Annotated in this window: 17 protein-coding genes; 4 read left to right on the forward strand and 13 right to left on the reverse strand. The window is 65.6% G+C overall.

Annotated features, from left to right (window positions below; genetic code table 11):
• Positions 1–56: 56 nt before the first annotated feature.
• Positions 57–617 carry a YqgE/AlgH family protein gene (locus tag M529_RS34685; RefSeq protein WP_021317841.1) on the reverse strand — a complete coding sequence of 187 codons (561 nt, stop codon included), beginning with the start codon at positions 615–617 and terminating at the stop codon, positions 57–59.
• A gap of 149 nt (positions 618–766) precedes the next feature.
• Between M529_RS34685 and M529_RS34690 the strand changes: the two genes are divergently transcribed.
• Positions 767–1,249, forward strand: coding sequence for a peroxiredoxin (locus M529_RS34690; RefSeq protein ID WP_021317842.1), 483 nt, complete (start codon positions 767–769; stop codon positions 1,247–1,249).
• Positions 1,250–1,324: 75 nt separating this feature from the next.
• On the forward strand, positions 1,325–2,779 hold the full coding sequence (locus M529_RS34695; RefSeq protein ID WP_021317843.1) for an AMP nucleosidase: 1,455 nt from the start codon (positions 1,325–1,327) through the stop codon (positions 2,777–2,779).
• A 10-nt stretch (positions 2,780–2,789) separates the two neighbouring features.
• Here the strand turns inward: M529_RS34695 and M529_RS34700 are convergent, their stop codons facing one another.
• The 12 genes from M529_RS34700 to uvrC form a co-directional block, all read right to left on the reverse strand.
• Positions 2,790–3,890: a GGDEF domain-containing protein gene (locus M529_RS34700; protein WP_236617679.1), complete on the reverse strand. Its 1,101-nt coding sequence runs from the start codon at positions 3,888–3,890 to the stop codon at positions 2,790–2,792.
• An 83-nt stretch (positions 3,891–3,973) separates the two neighbouring features.
• Complete coding sequence (locus M529_RS34705; protein WP_021317845.1) at positions 3,974–5,785, reverse strand: M2 family metallopeptidase; 1,812 nt, start codon at positions 5,783–5,785, stop codon at positions 3,974–3,976.
• Between the two features lie 54 nt (positions 5,786–5,839).
• Positions 5,840–6,604 (reverse strand): alpha/beta fold hydrolase, encoded by a 765-nt coding sequence (locus tag M529_RS34710; RefSeq protein ID WP_021317846.1) that lies wholly within the window; start codon positions 6,602–6,604, stop codon positions 5,840–5,842.
• A gap of 13 nt (positions 6,605–6,617) precedes the next feature.
• Positions 6,618–7,409 (reverse strand): LysR family transcriptional regulator, encoded by a 792-nt coding sequence (locus M529_RS34715; RefSeq protein WP_031294931.1) that lies wholly within the window; start codon positions 7,407–7,409, stop codon positions 6,618–6,620.
• A complete protein-coding gene (gene apaG / locus M529_RS34720) occupies positions 7,406–7,804 on the reverse strand; it encodes a Co2+/Mg2+ efflux protein ApaG (RefSeq protein ID WP_021317848.1) in 399 nt (132 codons plus the stop codon). Before apaG ends, M529_RS34715 begins: the two co-directional genes overlap by 4 nt.
• A gap of 32 nt (positions 7,805–7,836) precedes the next feature.
• The gene (locus M529_RS34725) at positions 7,837–9,045 is read right to left on the reverse strand and encodes a trans-sulfuration enzyme family protein (RefSeq protein WP_021317849.1); all 1,209 of its coding nucleotides are present in this window, start codon (positions 9,043–9,045) and stop codon (positions 7,837–7,839) included.
• Positions 9,042–10,034, reverse strand: a complete 993-nt coding sequence (locus M529_RS34730) for a threonine dehydratase (protein ID WP_021317850.1) — start codon at positions 10,032–10,034, stop codon at positions 9,042–9,044. Before M529_RS34730 ends, M529_RS34725 begins: the two co-directional genes overlap by 4 nt.
• A gap of 48 nt (positions 10,035–10,082) precedes the next feature.
• Positions 10,083–11,126, reverse strand: a complete 1,044-nt coding sequence (leuB, locus tag M529_RS34735; RefSeq protein WP_021317851.1) for a 3-isopropylmalate dehydrogenase — start codon at positions 11,124–11,126, stop codon at positions 10,083–10,085.
• A 49-nt stretch (positions 11,127–11,175) separates the two neighbouring features.
• Positions 11,176–11,910 carry a DNA repair protein RecO gene (recO, locus tag M529_RS34740; RefSeq protein ID WP_021317852.1) on the reverse strand — a complete coding sequence of 245 codons (735 nt, stop codon included), beginning with the start codon at positions 11,908–11,910 and terminating at the stop codon, positions 11,176–11,178.
• Between the two features lie 1,383 nt (positions 11,911–13,293).
• Entirely contained in the window at positions 13,294–13,503 is a 210-nt protein-coding gene (locus M529_RS34750; RefSeq protein ID WP_021317854.1) for a hypothetical protein, read from the reverse strand.
• Between the two features lie 76 nt (positions 13,504–13,579).
• Positions 13,580–13,720, reverse strand: coding sequence for a hypothetical protein (locus M529_RS49705; protein WP_161626340.1), 141 nt, complete (start codon positions 13,718–13,720; stop codon positions 13,580–13,582).
• Between the two features lie 247 nt (positions 13,721–13,967).
• Positions 13,968–15,881, reverse strand: a complete 1,914-nt coding sequence (gene uvrC, locus M529_RS34755) for an excinuclease ABC subunit UvrC (protein ID WP_021317855.1) — start codon at positions 15,879–15,881, stop codon at positions 13,968–13,970.
• 185 nt (positions 15,882–16,066) lie between these two features.
• On the opposite strand from uvrC, the gene M529_RS34760 reads away from it, so the two are divergent.
• On the forward strand, positions 16,067–17,119 hold the full coding sequence (locus M529_RS34760) for an NAD(P)-dependent alcohol dehydrogenase (RefSeq protein ID WP_021317856.1): 1,053 nt from the start codon (positions 16,067–16,069) through the stop codon (positions 17,117–17,119).
• Between the two features lie 106 nt (positions 17,120–17,225).
• The coding region (locus M529_RS34765) for an MFS transporter (protein ID WP_040600678.1) at positions 17,226–17,736 on the forward strand (511 nt) is incomplete at its 3' end.

Raw genomic sequence — 17,736 nt, forward strand, 5'->3', positions numbered from 1 at the left:
TCGACTTGGTCGATGGCAACTCAATATAAAGAATTCTTTATGTCGCCTCTCGCGCGTCAGGCCGATCCGGCACCGCTCACCAGATGGCTGGCATCGACGCCGGCGGCGGCAAAGGCGGCGGCCCATTTGCGCTCGGCCGGCACGCCGAACAACAGGTCGGCGTCAGCGCGCGTCGGAAACCAGCTTTCTCCGGCCATCTCCTGTTCCAGCTGTCCCGAGCCCCAGCCAGCATAGCCGAGCGCGACCAGAAAACGGCTGGGTCCCCGCCCCGCTGCTATCGCCTTCAATATGTCGAGGGAGCCTGACAGGCCCCAGCCTGTTCCCACCTGCATCATGTCCTGCCCGGACCAGTCGAGCGAATGCAGCACGAACCCGCGCCGCGGCTCCACCGGCCCGCCCCGGAGCACCGGGCGGTCGGGTACGTCGCGCACGTCGATGTCTAAGCTCTGGAGCAGGTCGCGCAAGGTCAGGCCCTCGATCTCCTCTCCCACGGCAATGCCCAACGCCCCATTCTCGTCGTGCAGGCACATTGCGATCACCGAGTGGGCGAAGCGCATGTCTTCCATGCCCGGCAGCGCGAGCAGGAATTGGCCGCCATAGAAACGGGACTGGTCCATGTACGGAATATAGCCCGCCCGGCGGCAAAACCAATGCGCCCTGTCGCTGCGGCGGGGCGATGCGACAGATAAGTCCCGACCCGCACCGGGGCTTGACAGCGCCGCATACAAGGCCGACCTCCCCGGCGCCACAAGCCAGGAGACATGCCATGACCATCGCAAAGGGCGACCGCCTTCCCAGCACCACTTTCGCCACCATGACCGAGAACGGTCCCGAGCAGATTGCCTCCGACGACTTCTTCGCGGGAAAGACGGTCGCGCTCTTCTCCGTTCCCGGCGCCTTCACGCCGACCTGTTCGGCCCGGCACCTGCCCGGTTTCATCGACAAGGCCGAAGAGCTGAAGGCCAAGGGCGTGGATGTCATCGCATGCACCGCGGTCAACGACGCGTTCGTCATGGGCGCATGGAGCAAGGCGGCCGGCGCGGACGGCAAGGTGACGATGCTGGCCGACGGCAATGGCGATTTCGCCCAGGCAGTCGGTCTCACCATGGATGGCAGCAAGTTCGGCCTCGGCACGCGTGGGCAGCGGTTCTCCATGATCGTGAAGGACGGCGTGGTCGAGGAGTTGAACGTGGAGGCGCCCGGCGACTTCAAGGTCTCCTCCGCCGATCATATGCTCGAACAGCTCTGATCCCTTCGCACCGCGCGCGCCGTTTCCGGCGCGCGCGGCCTTCCTTCCGTCACATATCTGCGGTAACAGGAGGCGATGACACAGAGCATCGGCAGCGCCATCGTCGCGCAACTCGACGAGATATACCGCACCTCCATCGACAATCTGCGCCAGGCCATGCGGGCCTATGCGAGCAACGGCGCCGTGCCACCGCCCGAGGCGCGGAGCGAGCGCCGTTTCTGCTATCCCGAACTGCGCATCACCCATCGCGACGACAATGACGCGCCGCCGCCGGGCCGGTCTTTCGCCCGGCTGTCGGCGGCTGGTCGCTACGTCACCACGATCACCCGGCCGGCGATGTTCGCCGACTATCTGGCCGAGCAGATCGACCTGCTGGTCCGCGATTATGGGGTCGAGGTGGAAGCCGCGATCAGCGACCAGCAGATCCCCTTTCCCTATGTGCTGGATGGCCTGGATATCAGTGCCCTGGACGGGGCGCCGCCGACAGAATTGGCGCGCCACTTCCCCGCGACCGAACTGGCCGAGATCGGCGACGAGATCGCCGACGGCCTGTTCACGCCCGATTCGGAGGGTGACCGGCCCCTGGCACTGTTCGACGGCCTGCGCACCGATTTCTCGCTCGCGCGGCTGAAGCATTATACCGGCACGCCGGCCGAGCATGTGCAGCGATACATCCTGTTCACCAACTACCACCGCTATGTCGATGAGTTCGTCAACTGGGCCTGTGCGGAGCTGAAGCGGGAAGGCACCCGGTTCACCGCGCTTTCAGGCGCCGGCGGCCTTTATGTGACGCCGGAGACGGCCGATCCGGCCGAAATGATCGCCGACAGCGCCTGGCGTCGGCACCAGATGCCCGCCTATCACCTGATCGCGCCGGACCGCAGCGGCATTACCCTGGTCAATATCGGCGTGGGTCCGTCCAACGCGAAGACGATCTGCGATCATCTCGCCGTGGTGCGACCCGAAGTATGGCTGATGATCGGCCATTGCGGCGGCCTTCGCCCCAGCCAGCGGATCGGCGACTATGTGCTGGCCCACGCCTATCTCCGTGATGATCATGTGCTCGACGAAATGCTGCCACCGGAGATCCCGGTGCCAGCCATCGCCGAGGTGCAGGTCGCGCTCGCCAAGGCGGCCGAGGCAATCCTGGGCGGCGGCAACCCGGAGGATTTCAAGCGGCGGCTGCGCACGGGCACCGTGGTCACGACCGACGATCGCAATTGGGAGCTGCGCTATTCCCATTCGGCGCTGCGTTTCAGCCTGTCGCGCGCTGTCGGCATCGACATGGAATCAGCGACGATCGCGGCGCAGGGTTACCGTTTTCGCGTACCTTATGGCACGCTGCTCTGCGTTTCGGACAAACCGATCCATGGAGAACTCAAGCTGCCGGGGCAGGCCAACCGCTTCTATGAGGAAGCGATTGCGGGCCATCTGCGCGTCGGCCTGATGACCTGCGAACTGCTGCGGCAGGAGGGGCCGAAGCTGCACAGCCGCAAGCTGCGCGCCTTCAACGAGCCGCCCTTCCGCTAAAGCGCTACGGTCAGGCGGCTTCGCCGCTCACGCGGATGCGGTTGCGGCCGGCGCGCTTCGCTTCGTAGAGCGCCTGGTCGGCACGGCCCACCATATCCTCGATCTGCCTGTCCTGCGCCCTGAGCTGCGCCACCCCAAAGCTCGCCCGCAGCAGCGCTCCCGGCGCCTCGTGCAAGATGAGGCAAGCGACCTCCGCGCGCACTCGCTCCATGACCGTGGCGGCGACCGTGGCGTCCGTATCGATCAGCAGCAGACCGAATTCGTCGCCTCCCATGCGTGCGACGATGTCGCCGCGGCGCACCGCATTCAACAGCAGTCCAGCAAAACTCCGCAGCGCCGCATCGCCTGTCAGATGGCCATGTCCGTCGTTCAATGCCTTGAAGCCGTCGAGATCGCAGATGATGAAGGTTAGAGGCCGCCCCTGACGCTGGGCGTTGGCAATCGCCCGCTCAGCCGCTTCACTGAAACCCAGCCGGTTCAATACGTTGGTCAGCGGATCATGGCGTATCTGCCGCCGTAGCTGATAGGCCAGATCGCCGGCGACGACCAGCACCGCGGCTACCCCCGTGGCGACATAAACCGACGGCAGGCCCAAACCCAGCACCGCGCGATAAAGCGCCATGTCCTGCCCGGGCGCAGATCCCATGCCGGTGGCGGCGCTGACGACCAGACCCGCTTCAAACGTTGCAAAGAGGAGCAGAATGACGAAGAAGCCGGCTTCAGGGGCCGAGAACCGCCTTTCGGTCGGCCAGAGGGCGATCGCGCAGTTGAGGATCAGGATGGCAGCATAGCCGGGCACGATCATGCTCTGCAGCGGGCGGTCATTGATTAGCGCCGCATAGAAGCTGGCGACCGACACCAGGCCGCCGACGCCGATCAGGGTCCGCCAAGGGATCGGCCGCTCGCTCCGCTGCTTGACTCCGACGAGCACGAGCGACGCACTGACCACAATGCAAAGACCGGCAAATCCCATCAAAAAGGGATTTTTCAGCACCAGCCCGGCAGCGTTGGAAACCCATTGCACGCTGGCGATAGCATAGGAGATCGTCCAGCTGAGCATGTGCCGCTGGCGACCGAAATGCGCCCAGGCGACCCCCATCGCCACCGCCATGGTGGTGCTGGTGAAGAATAGCAGGGACAGGACAATGATCGCCGTATTCACGGGACCGGCCCTGTACTGATTCTAAAGCAGAATTACCAGCCGCAAGACTTGCCTTTATTTTGTTGCTCCAGCCATTTCTGGAGCGGCGCGAAATAGGCGGTGAGGGCGCGGCCCGACATTTCGCGCGATCCGGTGAAGGCCTGAAGCGCATCAGGCCAGGGCTTGGACGCACCCATCTCCAACATGGCATCAAGTTTGGCGCCTACAGCCTTGTTTCCATAGAAGGAGCAGCGATGAAGCGGCCCCGTCCACCCCGCCTGCCTGCACGCCGCTTCGTAAAACTGGAACTGCAGCACCCGTGCCAGGAAGTAGCGGGCATAGGGTGTGTTGCCGGGGATATGATATTTCGCGCCCGCGTCGAATTTCGTCTCATCCCGGGCCACGGGCGGGACGATGCCCTGATATTGCCGGCGCAGGTCTGTCCAGGCCTGTTCGTAGCGGCTTTCGGGAATCGAGCCATCGAACACGCCCCAGCGCCATTTGTCGATCAGCAGGCCGAAGGGGAGGAAGGCGACCTTGTCCATCGCCTGCCGCAGCAGCAGGCCGATGTCCTTCTCCGGACCCGGCACCTTGGCAGGATCCAGCAGGCCGATCTTCACCAGATAGTCGGGCGTGATCGACAGCGCGACGAAATCGCCGATCGCCTCGTGGAAACCGTCATTGGCGCCGTCGAGGTAGAGATAGCCGTGATTCTGATAGGCGCGCTGGTAGTAATTATGCCCCAGCTCGTGATGGATCGTCACGAAGTCGTCGCCATTGACCTTCGTGCACATCTTGATGCGGATGTCGTTCTTGTTGTCGAGATTCCAGGCCGAGGCATGGCAGATCACCTCCCGGTCGCGCGGCTTCACGATCTGCGAGCGGTCCCAGAAGCTCTGCGGCAACGGCGCAAAGCCGAGCGAGCTGTAGAAGCCCTCCCCCGCCTTCACCATCCTGATCGGATCATATCCCTTGGCCTGGAGCAGGTCGCCGATGTCGTAGCCGAGGTCGCCCGCGCCCTGCGGCGCGACGATGTCGTAGATATTGCCCCATTCCTGCGCCCACATGTTCCCGAGCAGGTCGGCGCGGATCGGGCCGGTCTTCGGCTGCACCGAATCGCCATATTTCTCGTTCAGCTTGGTCCGGGTGTAGCAGTGCAGCTCTTCATAAAGCGGCTTCACCTCGTTCCAGATCTTGTCGGTGAGCGCGGCGAACTGCTGGGGCGTCATGTCATATTTGGAGCGCCACATCGCGCCTGTATCGGCGAATCCCAGTTCCTTGGCGCCCGCATTGGCGATGGACACCAGCTTGGCATAGTCGCCGCGCATCGGCGCCCCGACATTGTCATGCCAGCTGACCCACATCTCCTTGAGCTCTTCGGGATTGCGATCCGTGCCCATCTCGGCCTCGATGTCGCTGCCGTTGATCGGCTGGCCGCGCAGCGTGCCCCGGCCCTTGCCATAGGCGGACTGAAGCCGGGTAGAGAGCGCGTTCAATTCCTCCGCGGCCCCCTGGGTGGTCGGCGCCGGAAGGGTGAGTGCGGTGCGCAACAGGGTCAGCCGCCGCTTGGTTTCCTCGCTGAGGCCAGGCGCTGCCATGAACTTCGCCGCATCGAGCGCATAGTCGACATTCATCTTGGTCCGGATCGAACCGAAATAGGCCGAAACGGCATCGGTATCATCGGTGATGTAGGTCGCGTTGATCCACTCGGCGCGTCCTGCGATCAGCGAATGGTCGAACATCGCCCTTTCCGCCTCGCCGAGAAACGCTTCGGCCTGCGCAGCGGTGGGCGCCACCTGTTGCGCGAAGGCTGGCGACGGGAGGAGCGCGGCCGCGAGTGCAGCCAGCGAGACGGCGATTTTCATGAATGACCCCTTTTAACTTATCTGCGCGGAGACTGTGTCAGGGGCGCGACACAGTCAAGCGGTGAGGAAATCCGCCATCGCCTCGCCGAGCTCCCTGCGGACGACGGCGTTCATATGGTTGCCGGGTATCTCGACATAGCGGCCGTTCGGCAGCGTGTCCGCAAGCTCCCGGGCAGAGCCGTTATCCCGGTCGTCCGCGCCGCAGATCACCTCGGTGGGCTGTGCGATCCTTGCGATCTCCTCACGCGGGGTATCGACAAAAGTCTGAAGAATATGCAGCAGCGCCACCGGATCGCCCTTGGTCGTCTTCAGGAAAGCCTCGGTCATCCATTCGGAGGTGCCGCGTTCGAACGTACCGAGATTGGTGAGGACGTTGGTGTAATAACCGCCCCTGTCGATCGTGTGGGTCAGGCCCTGAAGACCCATGCCTGCCAGGATCACCCGGCGAGGGGTGGCGCCACCGCTGGCAATCATCCGTACCGTCGTGCGCGCACCCAGGGAATAGCCGCCGAGATCATAGTCGGCAAGGCCGAGCTGGTCGATCAGCGCCAAACCGTCCTCCATCAAGGCGTCCGGGGGATAAGCGGCCGCGTCGTGCGGCTTTCCGCTTTCTCCATGACCGCGAAGATCGGGCATGATGACGCGAAAACCCGCCTCGACCAGCTTTGCCGCATGGCCATAGCGTATCCAGTTGGTCCAGGCGTTGGAGAAATAGCCGTGGATCAGCACCAGATCGCGGCCCGACCCCATGACATGCACGGCGATCGGCAGGCCGCCCAGCCCCTCAATCTCCAGCTTCTCGATCGGCAGGTCGGTCACGGTTTTCCTTTTCTCACTCCAGCAGCGCCTCGACCAGCGCCTTGACCTTCTTCTGCCGCCATTGCGGCAGCGGCGCGATGAGCCAGTAGGACAGGGAAGACGGCACCGCCTCCCCCAGCTGCCGCACGCGCCCGGCCTTGATGTCCGCTTCGGCCAGCAGTTGCGGAACGGTGGCACGACCGAAGCCCGTGGCCGCCGCCTCGATCGCCAGGCCGGCATCAGCCACGCGGATCGGCGCATGCTCGTCGCTCGACGGGCAACCGGGCCAGTGGATGCGCTGGTCGGGACCGCCCTGCGCCGCTTCCACGGTGACGAACAGCGCTTCGCCCAGCCGTGTCCCCTCATGCTCGCCAGCGCCCTCGGCGAGCCGCAGAGCAAGGTCCAGATTGGCCTCGGTAAAGTCCAGCGCTTCGTCCGCGGCCATCAGCGAGAAACTGAGGTCAGGCCGGCTGGCGGCATAGGCGGCGAGGCGCGGCTGGAGCCATTTGGCGGTGATGTCGCGCGGCGCCGCAATGGTGAGCGCGGAACTGGACTGCCCGGCCTGCATGGCCCGCACCGCTTCCTCGAATTCGAGGAAGCCAGCCCGCAGCGCGCGAAGCCCCGCCTCGGTCTCCGGCGTCAGTTCCAGGCCCTTGGGCGTGCGGCGGAAGAGGACGACGCCCAGCATATCCTCCAGCGCGCGGATCTGCTGGCCGACGGCCGCCGGGGTCACAGCAAGCTCGTCCGCCGCGCGGGTGAAGGACAGGTGCCGCGCTGCTGCGTCCAGCACGCGCAAGCCGTTCAGCGGCAAATGGGTACGCTTCATTCGGCCACCGCCGGGGCGATCAGCGCGAAGTGCGGAATCGCGATGTCGAAGGCCTGCCCGTCGGCACCGATCATGTGATAATGCCCCTTCATCGATCCGGTCGGCGTGTTCAGCGGACAACCGGAGACATAGTCGTAGCTCCTGCCCGGCTGCACCACGGGCTGTTCGCCGACCACACCATCGCCGTCAACCCTGTGCTGTGCGCCGCGTCCGTCGGTGATCAGCCAATGCCGGGTCAGCAGCTGGACCGGCTGGTCGCCTTCATTTTCGATGCGGATATGATAGGCCCAGAACCAGCGCCCGCGGTCGGGCTCCGACTGTTCCGGCAGGAAGGTCACCGCCACATGGACCGTGACGTCGCGCGTCGTGGCGTGGAAGGGGAAGAGCGCGTTCATGCCGGGAGGATTGCGCCCTGCCCCTTGATCCGTCAACGGCCGATTGCCGTCAGTGCCTGGTCGAGATCGGCGATCACATCGTCCGCATCCTCGAGGCCGACATTGAGTCGCAGCATGTCCTCCGTAATGCCGACTTCCAGCCGCGCTTCCTCTGCCATGCCATAATGGGTGGTCGATGCAGGGTGAGTCATCAGCGAGCGCGAATCCCCGATATTGTTGCTGATGTCGACCAGTTGCAGCCCGTTGAGCAGGCCGTGCGCCTCCGCTCGTCCGCCGCCGACATAGAGCGAGAAGATCGGGCCGGCCATCTCCATCTGCCGCATGGCGAGGTCATGCTGCGGATGGCTGGCAAGGCCGGGATACAGGACCTTTGCGACTCGCCCCTCCAGGAATAGCGCGACCTTGAGCGCATTCTCGCTCTGGCGGCGGATGCGCAGGTCCAGCGTCTCCAGCCCCTTGAGCACCACCCAGGCGTTGAAGGCGCTGAGCGTCGGCCCGGTGTTGCGGTGGAAGGGCAGCAGGGTGTTGAGGATGAACTCCTCCGTCCCGCAGATCGCACCGGCCAACACACGACCCTGCCCGTCCATCATCTTGGTCGCGCTGTAGGCGACGACATCGGCGCCGAAATCGAGCGGCCGCTGGAGCGCCGGGGTCGCGAAGGCATTGTCGACGACGGAGGTGATGCCATGGCTTTTCGCCAGGCCGCAGATGAAGGCGAGATCGGCCACGTCCATGGTCGGATTGGCCGGCGTCTCGAAGAAGAAGACCTTGGTATTGGGACGGATCGCCGCTTCCCAGGCGGCATTGTCCCGTGCGTCCACGGTCGTCGTCTCGATGCCGAAGCGCGGCAGCAGCGTGTCGGTCAGCCAGCGGCAGGAGCCGAACAGCGCCTTGCCGGCGACGACATGGTCCCCGGCCGACAGCTGGCACAGCAGCGCCGCGGTCATCGCGGCCATGCCGGTGGTGGTGGCGCGGCAGGCCTCCGCCCCTTCCAGCAGGGCGATCCGCTTTTCCAGCATCTCCACCGTGGGGTTCTGGAGGCGGGAATAGGTCATGCCGACCTGCTCCCCGGCGAAGCGCGCCGCCGCGTCCTCGGCGCGATCGTAGCTGTAGCCGCTGGTGAGGAACAGCGCTTCCGACGTTTCGCCATATTCGGTGCGCGCCGTGCCGCCGCGCACCGCGAGGGTCGCAGGCTTCCAGTTCTTCGTGATGTCCCGGTCTTGCCCGCTCTTGCGCTTCATACTGCCTTCCGCATTTCGATACGGGGCGTGTGCCCCGCCAGGATCGTCGCCATCTGGCTCATGTCGCCATTACCGCCCGAGAGGATAACCGCAACCTTTCGCCCGCGCATTCGGTCCTTTTCCTGCAGCAGCGCCGCCAGCGCGACCGCGCCGGCGCCTTCGGGCAGATTGTGCGTGTCCTGCCAGCAGATGCGGATCGCTTCCGCCACCTCGTCGTCGGTCACGGCGACGAAGCGCTCGGCACGGGGGCCGAAATAGTCGAGCGCGGCCTGGACCGGGGTGCAGACCGCCACCCCATCGGCGAAGGTGTGGGCGGTCGGGCTGGCGATCAGCCGTCCCGCTTCGAAGGAGCGCTTCGCCGCGTCGACATGGGCCGAGACCACCCCGACGACCTTGGTCTTCAGCCCCAGCGCGTCGCGCGCCGCGATCGTGCCGCAGAGGCCAGACCCGCAGCCGACGGGGACATAGACGGTGTCGAGGTCGGGCACTGCTTCGAACAGTTCCAGCCCATAGCTCGCCACGCCCCGCACCAGTTCGCCATGATAGGCGGGCACCATGAACAGCCCGTCCCGCTCCGCCAGCATGATCGCGTGCGCCTTGGCGCTGTCGAAATCGTGGCCGTGCTCGATCAGCGTGGCGCCGAACGCGCGCATCGCCGCGTTCTTCTCCAGCGCATTGCCGTGGGGCACCACGATGGTGGCGGCGAGGCCCGCCGCGCGCGCCGCGCGGACCTGGGCCTGGCCGTGATTGCCGCGGGTCGCGGTGATGATGCCCGTCACCTCGGGATGGGTGCGCCGCAGCCAGTCGATATAGGTGATCGCGCCGCGCACCTTGAAGGCGCCGGTCGGCGTGTGGTTCTCATGCTTGACCCAGAGCTCGCATCCAGCTCGCAGGCCCAGCAACGGCCAGGCATATTGCGGGGTCGGCGGCACCTGGGCATGCACCATAGCGGCGGCGGCACGCAGGGAAGGCAGGGACAGGTCGGTCACGGACACTCCTAAGCCCGTCGCGCCGCCGGTGCGGACATGACGGAAAAATCAAAGGGCCGCGAGGACCGCGTCTCCCATCTCCTCCGTGCCCATGGTCCCGCCGAGGTCGGCGCTGCGCGCGCCGCCGGCGAGGGCCCTGGCCACGGCGGCCTCGATACGGTCCGCCTCGGCGCCAAGGCCGAGCGAATAGCGGAGCATCATCGCGGCAGACAGGACCGTTGCCAGCGGATTGGCCTTGCCCTGGCCGGCGATGTCGGGCGCCGAGCCATGGATCGGCTCATAGAGCCCCTTGCCCTCGGCGTTCAGCGTCGCCGAGGCCAGCATGCCGATCGACCCGACGCACATGCTGGCCTGATCGGACAGGATGTCGCCGAACAGGTTGCCGGTCAGGATGACGTCGAACTGGCCGGGATCGCGAACCAGCTGCATGGCGGCATTGTCGACATACATGTGGCTGAGCGCCACGTCAGGATAGTCCTTCGCCACCTCGATCACCACGTCGCGCCAGAGCTGGCTGGTTTCCAGCACATTGGCCTTGTCGACCGAGCAGAGCTTGCCGCGCCGCGCCCGCGCCGCCTGGAAGCCGCCATGGGCGATCCGGCGCACCTCGGCCTCGTTATAGGACATGATGTCATAGCCTTCGCGCCAGCCCTCCGCCGTGGTGCGGAAGCCCTTTTCGCCGAAATAGACGTCGCCATTGGTTTCGCGCACGATCAGAAGGTCGATGGCGCTCGCCACCTCGGGCTTCAGCGCCGAGGCATCGGCCAGCTCGGGAAAGACCTTTGCGGGACGGAGGTTGGAGAACAGGCCGAGTTCCTTGCGCAGGCCGAGGATCGCCTGCTCCGGCCGCAGGTGTCGTTCCAGCCCGTCGCAGTCCGGGTCGCCCACGGCGCCGAACAGGATCGCGTCGGCCCGCTTGGCGATGTCCAGCGTCTCGGGCGGAAGCGGATGGCCGACCGCCTTCCAGGCCGCGCCGCCGACGAGACCCTCTTCATAGGTCAGGCCGTCGATCCCGAGAGCGTCCAGCACCCGCTTCGCCTGGGCGACGATTTCCGGGCCGATCCCGTCTCCGGGGAACAGGGCGATCAACATGGCGGCTCTCCTCGTTTCAGTCGCCGCCGCCTTATGAAGCACGGCATCATTACGCAACCGCCCTTTTGAGCCGGTCCACCAGCCTTTCGCGGGCCGCGAGGACGTCCGCGCGGCGGTCGGTCAGCACCGAGCGTTCGAGGAAGAAGCCGGTCAGGCGCAGCCCGTCCATGATCCCATTCCAGTCGCCGCTTCCTCCCTCCAGCAGGAAGGGAGGGAGCGGCAGCAACCGGTTCTCATAGCCCTCCGCCCCCGCCCGGCTGATCGCCGCCGCGCTGCGCGGGCTGACAAAGGCGAGGTCGTCCGCGGCGCCGGTGGCGGCGCAGCGCGTGAGGTCGAGGCCGAAGCCCAGCTCCGCCAGCAGGAGCAGCTCGTAGCGCACCAGCGCCACCGCCCAGCCCCGCGCCGCCGGCGCCGCCTCGACCGCGCCGAGCACGCCGTCGAGCGCCTGGTGGAGCGCCGGATAGGGCGTCGCTTCCGGCAGGGCGGCGGCGGTCAGCGCGCAGCTCCAGTCGATCGCGGCGGCGGGCAGCGGCTCGGCCAGCAGCGGGGCGCGGCTGTGCGCCAGCTCGACGGTGAGGCCGGCAAGCTGCTCCTCCGTCCGGGCGCGGAATTCAGCCTTCACGACATTGCCCGGCAGCAGCACCGGCCGCATCGCCCGCGACCGCCCGCCCCGCACATAGCCGGGGAGCAGGCCATGATCCGGCGTCAGCAGCCGGGCGATGGCACCATGCTCGCCATGGGCGCGGACGGCGCAGACGATGGCGGAGGTGGTGAGCGCGGGCATGGACCTGTCTGTAGGGGCAAGACGGGCGGGCACCAAGTCCGGCCGGCGGGTGACGGCGGCTGCCGAGCGCGACAGCGGGATGGGCCTCCGAAGTTCACACCGTTGCAGGGGCCGTGAAATCACGGGATTCCGGGGAAATGGGGCCCTGGCGCAGGAGGAGGGTAACGGCCAGGTCACGGCGACGCGACAGGGACGCGACGGTCGGGTCACGGTGACGCGCCACCGACGCGACAGTTGGGTCACGCTGACGCGACAGTTGGTCTGCGGGTTCGCGCGGCGGGGGGGGGGAGATTCGGGGCAGGCAGGTCATCTGGCAGGATAGATCAGAGATTATCCTACATTGTTAGGGGTGACGCGGGGCGGGAAGGTGAAGCGTCGGGATGCCGGATCGGGGATCAGTATGACGATGGGGATGGCTGGTTCCGAGCACCTTCAGAAACCACATTCTACGTCACCCCGACCCCGTCGACAGGCACAGGTCAAGCCCGGGATGACGAACTTGGGATTTATGTCCGTTCCCTACCCTCGGGTGGCATGAGTGCGAAATGCCGCTACCGAAAGCTGCCTAGCTGATTTCGACAAGTTTGGTCGGTCCGTCAGATCATCCGCATCCCTAATACCAGCCATTCATTCCGACGGCAGGCCAGCGGCTGAATGACTAAATCTGGTGGAGAGCGGACTACCAGCCAGTGTAGGCAATATCGCCAGTCGTCCAAATCAGACGACCGATCTCATCCTGCTTCCAGTACACTGTCCCAAACGCCGCCTGATAGGTCGCAACGCCGTTGGACCGGCGCTGCCGGAACTCAGCCCAGCTTACGCTTTTGTCGGCTGAGCAACCGTCGTGAATGGTGAACCTCTGCCGCGAAAGCATTCTCCTCAGTTCTTTGGCAGATGATCCGGGCGGATAGGCAGCGTCAAGCCGCGCAACAATTTCGGGCGAGTGCGAAGCAGTTTCCGGTTCCGATCCCTGCTCGCTGCCGCCTTCGCAGAGGAAGTTGCTTCCGCCCGTCGTCGTAGCACCGAGGAGTAGCGCGGGTAATTCGTGCTCGGGCTTTCCGCACCCACCAAGAACAAGGCAAGCGGCAACAACTGCAATATGTTTTCGAACGGGCATACAGTCATTGTCGCGAACTGCACGAATGTCTGCAAGCGGGCATGTTGCCGAATGATTTCCTACCGCGCAGCGTCAGCTATCGCGTGCCATTCCCCAGACCCGACAGTCCGCAAACCGTCCCTGTCCGCCTCCCTATCACCTTTGGAAACAGCCATAGACCAGACCTGCTGCGCCACGGCCCTTGACACGCCGGGCGCGCGCTGGAGGGCGGGCCTGGGCGGATGACAGGCGACTGCTTACCGTGACACGCCATCCCATCGCCCGCGCTATTTGGTGGCGAATTCGCCTGGTTCGGCGTTGAACTTGTCGCGGGCCGCGTTGCGCGCAGCCGTCGCGGTGGCGAACAGGTCTTCCTGCAGGGTGGAGGTGACGAGGGGATAACCCTGCGAGTTGTAGCGGGTGTCGCGGATCGTGAGGCGGAAATTGCCGTCCTCGTCCTTGCTTATCAGATAGGGTTTCACCGCTTGCCTGCTCATGTTCGGATCCGATTCCGCTGAAGGAAATAAAAAGCCAGGCAAAGCGCATCGGCTTTGCCTGGCGGGTTTCTGGTGATCAGCCGACCATGTCGGCGACGATCTGCTTCAATTCGCTGCTCGACAGGGTCGGATGCATCCGCCGCCTGGGCTGACCCAGGCCCGATGGCCTGTCGAAACGAGGAGAGAGAAGCGGTAATTTATTGCGATATACGTTCATGAAATTCCTGGCGGCCAGATGCCGCCGCGTGGATGAATAAGCGCAGCGTCCCATGACGATGCGCTACCGAAACTATCATTGTCCGAAAACCATGATCCGGAGGGAAGCGAAACGCCTCAACCCAGCATTTCCGACGTTTTCCCGATATTTTTGAGGGGAAGCGGAAATATCACAGATCGTCTTACACGATGTCAGTGGCAACTATATACGGGAGCTTCGTTAATTATTCAACCTCGGATCGGCGACGTCAGCCGTGAAAATAATCATAGACCTGCTGCGCCACGGCCTTTGACACGCCGGGCGCGCGCTGGAGGTCGTCGAGCGCGGCGTCGCGAACGGCGCGCGCCGTGCCGAAGTGCATCAGCAGCGCCTTCTTGCGGGCGGGGCCGATGCCGGGGACTTCGTCCAGCGAGGAGACGGTGATCGCCTTGCTGCGCTTCTGCCGGTGGGCGCCGATGGCGAAACGGTGCGCCTCGTCGCGCAGGCGCTGGAGATAGAAGAGGACCGGATGGTTCAGGGGGAAGGTGATTTCCCGCCCGTCCATCAGGTGGAACACCTCCCGCCCCTCGCGACCATGATGCGGCCCCTTGGCGACGCCGATCATCGTCACGTCCTCGATCCCCATTTCCTCCAGCATCGCGCGGGCGGCGGACAACTGTCCCTTGCCGCCGTCGATCAGGACGAGATCGGGCCATTCGCCGCTTTCGCGATCGGGGTCTTCGCGTTGCGCGCGGCCGAAGCGGCGCTCGAACATCTCGCGCATCATCGCGAAATCGTCGTTCGAGGTTTCCGGGTTCTTCATGTTGAACTTGCGATAGGCGCTCTTGCGGAATCCCTCCGGCCCCGCGACCACCATCGCGCCGAGCGCGTGCGCGCCCTGGATATGGCTGTTGTCGTAGATCTCGATCCGGTCGGGCACGCCGTCCAGCCCGAAGGTTTCGACCATTTCGTCCATGATCCGGCCCTGGCTGGTCGATTCCGCGAGCCGCCGGTCGAGGGCCTCCACCGCGTTGCGCTGCGCCTGGCGGATCAGGCGCGTGCGCTCGCCGCGCTGGGGCACCTCGATGCGGACGCGGCTGCCGATCCGCTCGGTCAGCGCCTGCGCCATCAGTTCGCATTCGGCGGGCTCGCGGTCGGCGAGGATCAGCTTGGGCGGCGGCACTTCCTCGTAGAATTGCGCCATGAAGCTTTCCAGCACCTCATCCGTCGCGACGTCGGCGGTGTGGACCGGAAAGAAGCTGCGATGGCCCCAGTTCTGGCCGCCGCGGATGAAGAAGGCCTGGATGCACATCGCCCCGCCCTTTTCCGCCAAGGCGAAGATGTCGGCGTCGCCCAGACCTTCCGCATTGATCGCCTGCGACCCCTGGATGAAGGTCAGCGCTTTCAGCCGGTCGCGCAGCACCGCCGCCTGCTCGAAATCCATGGCGTCGGAGGCCAGCTGCATCGCCTCGCCCAGCTTCTTCTGCACGGCGGTGGACTTGCCGCCGAGGAAGTCCTGCGCGTCCTTCACCAGTTCGGCATAGCCCGCCTCGTCGATGCGGCCGACGCAGGGGGCGGAGCAGCGCTTGATCTGGTAGAGCAGACAGGGGCGCGAACGGTTGGCGAAGAAGCTGTCGGTGCAGGAGCGGAGCAGGAACAGCTTCTGCAGCGCATTGATGGTGCGCGTCACCGATCCGGCGCTGGCGAACGGGCCGTAATAGCGCCCCTTCGCCTTGCGCGCGCCGCGATGCTTCTGGACGCGGGGGAAGGCGTGATCCTCGCGCAGCAGGATGAAGGGGAAGCTCTTGTCGTCGCGCAGCAGCACATTGTAGGGCGGCCGGAAGCGCTTGATGAGCTGCGCCTCCAGCAGCAGCGCCTCCGCCTCGCTGTTGGTGGTGACGATGGTCATGCTGCGCGTCTGCGCGACCATGCGCTGGAGCCGCTTGGGCAGGCGATCGACCTGGGTGTAGTTCGCCACGCGGTTGCGCAGTGCCCGCGCCTTGCCGACATAGAGCACGTCGCCGCGCGCATCCTGCATCCGGTAGACGCCCGGGCGAACCGGCAGGGTCTTGAGCGTGGTGCGGATCGCCTCCACCCCGGCGTCGATGTCGGGCTGGCTGCCCTTGACGGTGAAGGTGGCCTTGTCTTCGTTGAAACGGTCGGGGGACTGGGGACGCGACATGGCTGGAGAAATAGCGGCCGGGGCGGCAAGCGCAATGGCGCAGGAATTTGTCCGAGAAATTCCTCCGCCCCCGTTGACCGTCCGCGTCCGCTTCCTATCTTCGCGGCACCGCCGGTCACAGGCGGAATCTCCCCCCTGACAGAAGGCGCCGCGCGCGCCTTCCCTCCTGCAAAAAGGGACATCCCATGGTTGTCAAAGCCTATGGCGCCTATGCCGCCGACAAGCCGCTCGAAGCCATCGACATCGAACGCCGCGCGGTCGGCGCGAACGACGTCCAGATCGCCATCGCCTATTGCGGCGTGTGCCATTCGGACCTGCACCAGGTCCGATCCGAATGGGACGGCACGCTCTATCCCTGCGTTCCGGGCCACGAGATCGTCGGCCATGTGACCGCGGTCGGCGACGGCGTGACCAAGTTCCAGGTCGGCGACGTCGTCGGCGTGGGCTGCATGGTCGACAGCTGCCAGCACTGCGCGTCCTGTGACGAGGGGCTGGAGCAATATTGCGAGAACGGCTTCGTCGGCACCTATAACGGCCCGACGCCGGACGCACCGGGCCATACGCTGGGCGGCTATTCGCAGAGCATCGTCGTCAAGGACGATTTCGTGCTGAAGATCAGCCATTCCGAGGATCAGCTGGCCGCAGTCGCCCCGCTGCTGTGCGCCGGCATCACCACCTATTCGCCGCTGCGCCACTGGAATGTCGGACCGGGCAAGAAGGTCGGCATCGTCGGCATCGGCGGCCTCGGCCATATGGGCGTGAAGCTGGCCCATGCGATGGGCGCGCATGTCGTCGCCTTCACCACGTCCGAATCCAAGCGGCAGGAGGCGCTGGACCTGGGCGCGGACGAGGTCGTCGTGTCGCGCAATGCCGAGGAGATGGCGGCGCATGCGGGCAGCTTCGACTTCATCCTGAACACCGTCGCGGCGAGCCACGATCTCGACCAGTTCACGATCCTGCTGAAGCGCGACGGCACGCTGACGCTGGTGGGCATTCCGGAACATCCGCACCCCTCACCCAACGTCGCGGCTCTGATCTTCAAGCGGCGGTCGATCGCCGGATCGCTGATCGGCGGCATCGCCGAGACGCAGGAGATGCTGGATTTCTGCGCCGAGAAGGGCATCGTCGCCGACATCGAGATGATCCGCATCCAGGACATCGAGACCGCCTATGACCGGATGCAGAAGAGCGATGTCAAATATCGCTTCGTGATCGACAGCGCGACGCTGGCGACCTGAGCGTCCGAAGGCGGGCCGCCTTCTGCGGGACGCGGTCCGCCTTCCGCGCTTGACCGACGTTGTCATAAGGCCCATGGGCAGGTCTTCCGAAATTTTGCATTGCAACATGGAGCAGGCCATGGCGGACAGCCGGCACGCAGCGCATCCCGCGCTGGTACTCTTCGCGCTCGCGGTGGGCGCCTTCGCGATCGGCACGACCGAATTCGCGGCGATGAGCCTGCTGCCCTTCTTCGCGCGCGACCTGGGGATCGATACGCCGACGGCGGGCCATGCGATCAGCGCCTATGCGCTGGGCGTGGTAGCGGGCGCGCCGGTGATCGCCGCCTTCGGCGCCCGGCTGCCGCGCCGGACGCTGCTGATCGGGCTGATGGCCGTGTTCGCTGTCGCCAACGGCCTGTCCGCGCTGTCGCCCAGCTATCACTGGATGCTGCTGTTCCGGTTCCTGAGCGGCCTGCCGCACGGCGCCTATTTCGGCGTGGCCGCCCTGGTCGCCGCGTCGCTGGTGCCGCCGGAACGGCGGGCGCAGGCGATCGCGCGCATGTTTGCGGGCCTGACGGTCGCGACGATCATCGGCGTGCCGGTGGCGAACTGGATGGGGCAGGCGCTGGGCTGGCGCT

This window comes from Sphingobium ummariense RL-3 (assembly GCF_000447205.1).
GTDB lineage: Bacteria > Pseudomonadota > Alphaproteobacteria > Sphingomonadales > Sphingomonadaceae > Sphingobium > Sphingobium ummariense.

Bases quoted from the DNA above. Each gene is read 5' to 3' on its own strand.
- M529_RS34695 (WP_021317843.1), top strand. From the start codon at position 1,325: ATGACACAGAGCATCGGCAGCGCCATCGTCGCGCAACTCGACGAGATA.
- apaG (WP_021317848.1), bottom strand. From the start codon at position 7,804: ATGAACGCGCTCTTCCCCTTCCACGCCACGACGCGCGACGTCACGGTC.
- leuB (WP_021317851.1), bottom strand. From the start codon at position 11,126: ATGTTGATCGCCCTGTTCCCCGGAGACGGGATCGGCCCGGAAATCGTC.
- M529_RS34760 (WP_021317856.1), top strand. From the start codon at position 16,067: ATGGTTGTCAAAGCCTATGGCGCCTATGCCGCCGACAAGCCGCTCGAA.
- M529_RS34690 (WP_021317842.1), top strand. From the start codon at position 767: ATGACCATCGCAAAGGGCGACCGCCTTCCCAGCACCACTTTCGCCACC.
- uvrC (WP_021317855.1), bottom strand. From the start codon at position 15,881: ATGTCGCGTCCCCAGTCCCCCGACCGTTTCAACGAAGACAAGGCCACC.
- recO (WP_021317852.1), bottom strand. From the start codon at position 11,910: ATGCCCGCGCTCACCACCTCCGCCATCGTCTGCGCCGTCCGCGCCCAT.
- M529_RS34685 (WP_021317841.1), bottom strand. From the start codon at position 617: ATGGACCAGTCCCGTTTCTATGGCGGCCAATTCCTGCTCGCGCTGCCG.
- M529_RS49705 (WP_161626340.1), bottom strand. From the start codon at position 13,720: ATGAACGTATATCGCAATAAATTACCGCTTCTCTCTCCTCGTTTCGAC.
- M529_RS34750 (WP_021317854.1), bottom strand. From the start codon at position 13,503: ATGAGCAGGCAAGCGGTGAAACCCTATCTGATAAGCAAGGACGAGGAC.
- M529_RS34715 (WP_031294931.1), bottom strand. From the start codon at position 7,409: ATGAAGCGTACCCATTTGCCGCTGAACGGCTTGCGCGTGCTGGACGCA.
- M529_RS34705 (WP_021317845.1), bottom strand. From the start codon at position 5,785: ATGAAAATCGCCGTCTCGCTGGCTGCACTCGCGGCCGCGCTCCTCCCG.
- M529_RS34725 (WP_021317849.1), bottom strand. From the start codon at position 9,045: ATGAAGCGCAAGAGCGGGCAAGACCGGGACATCACGAAGAACTGGAAG.
- M529_RS34700 (WP_236617679.1), bottom strand. From the start codon at position 3,890: ATGGCGGTGGCGATGGGGGTCGCCTGGGCGCATTTCGGTCGCCAGCGG.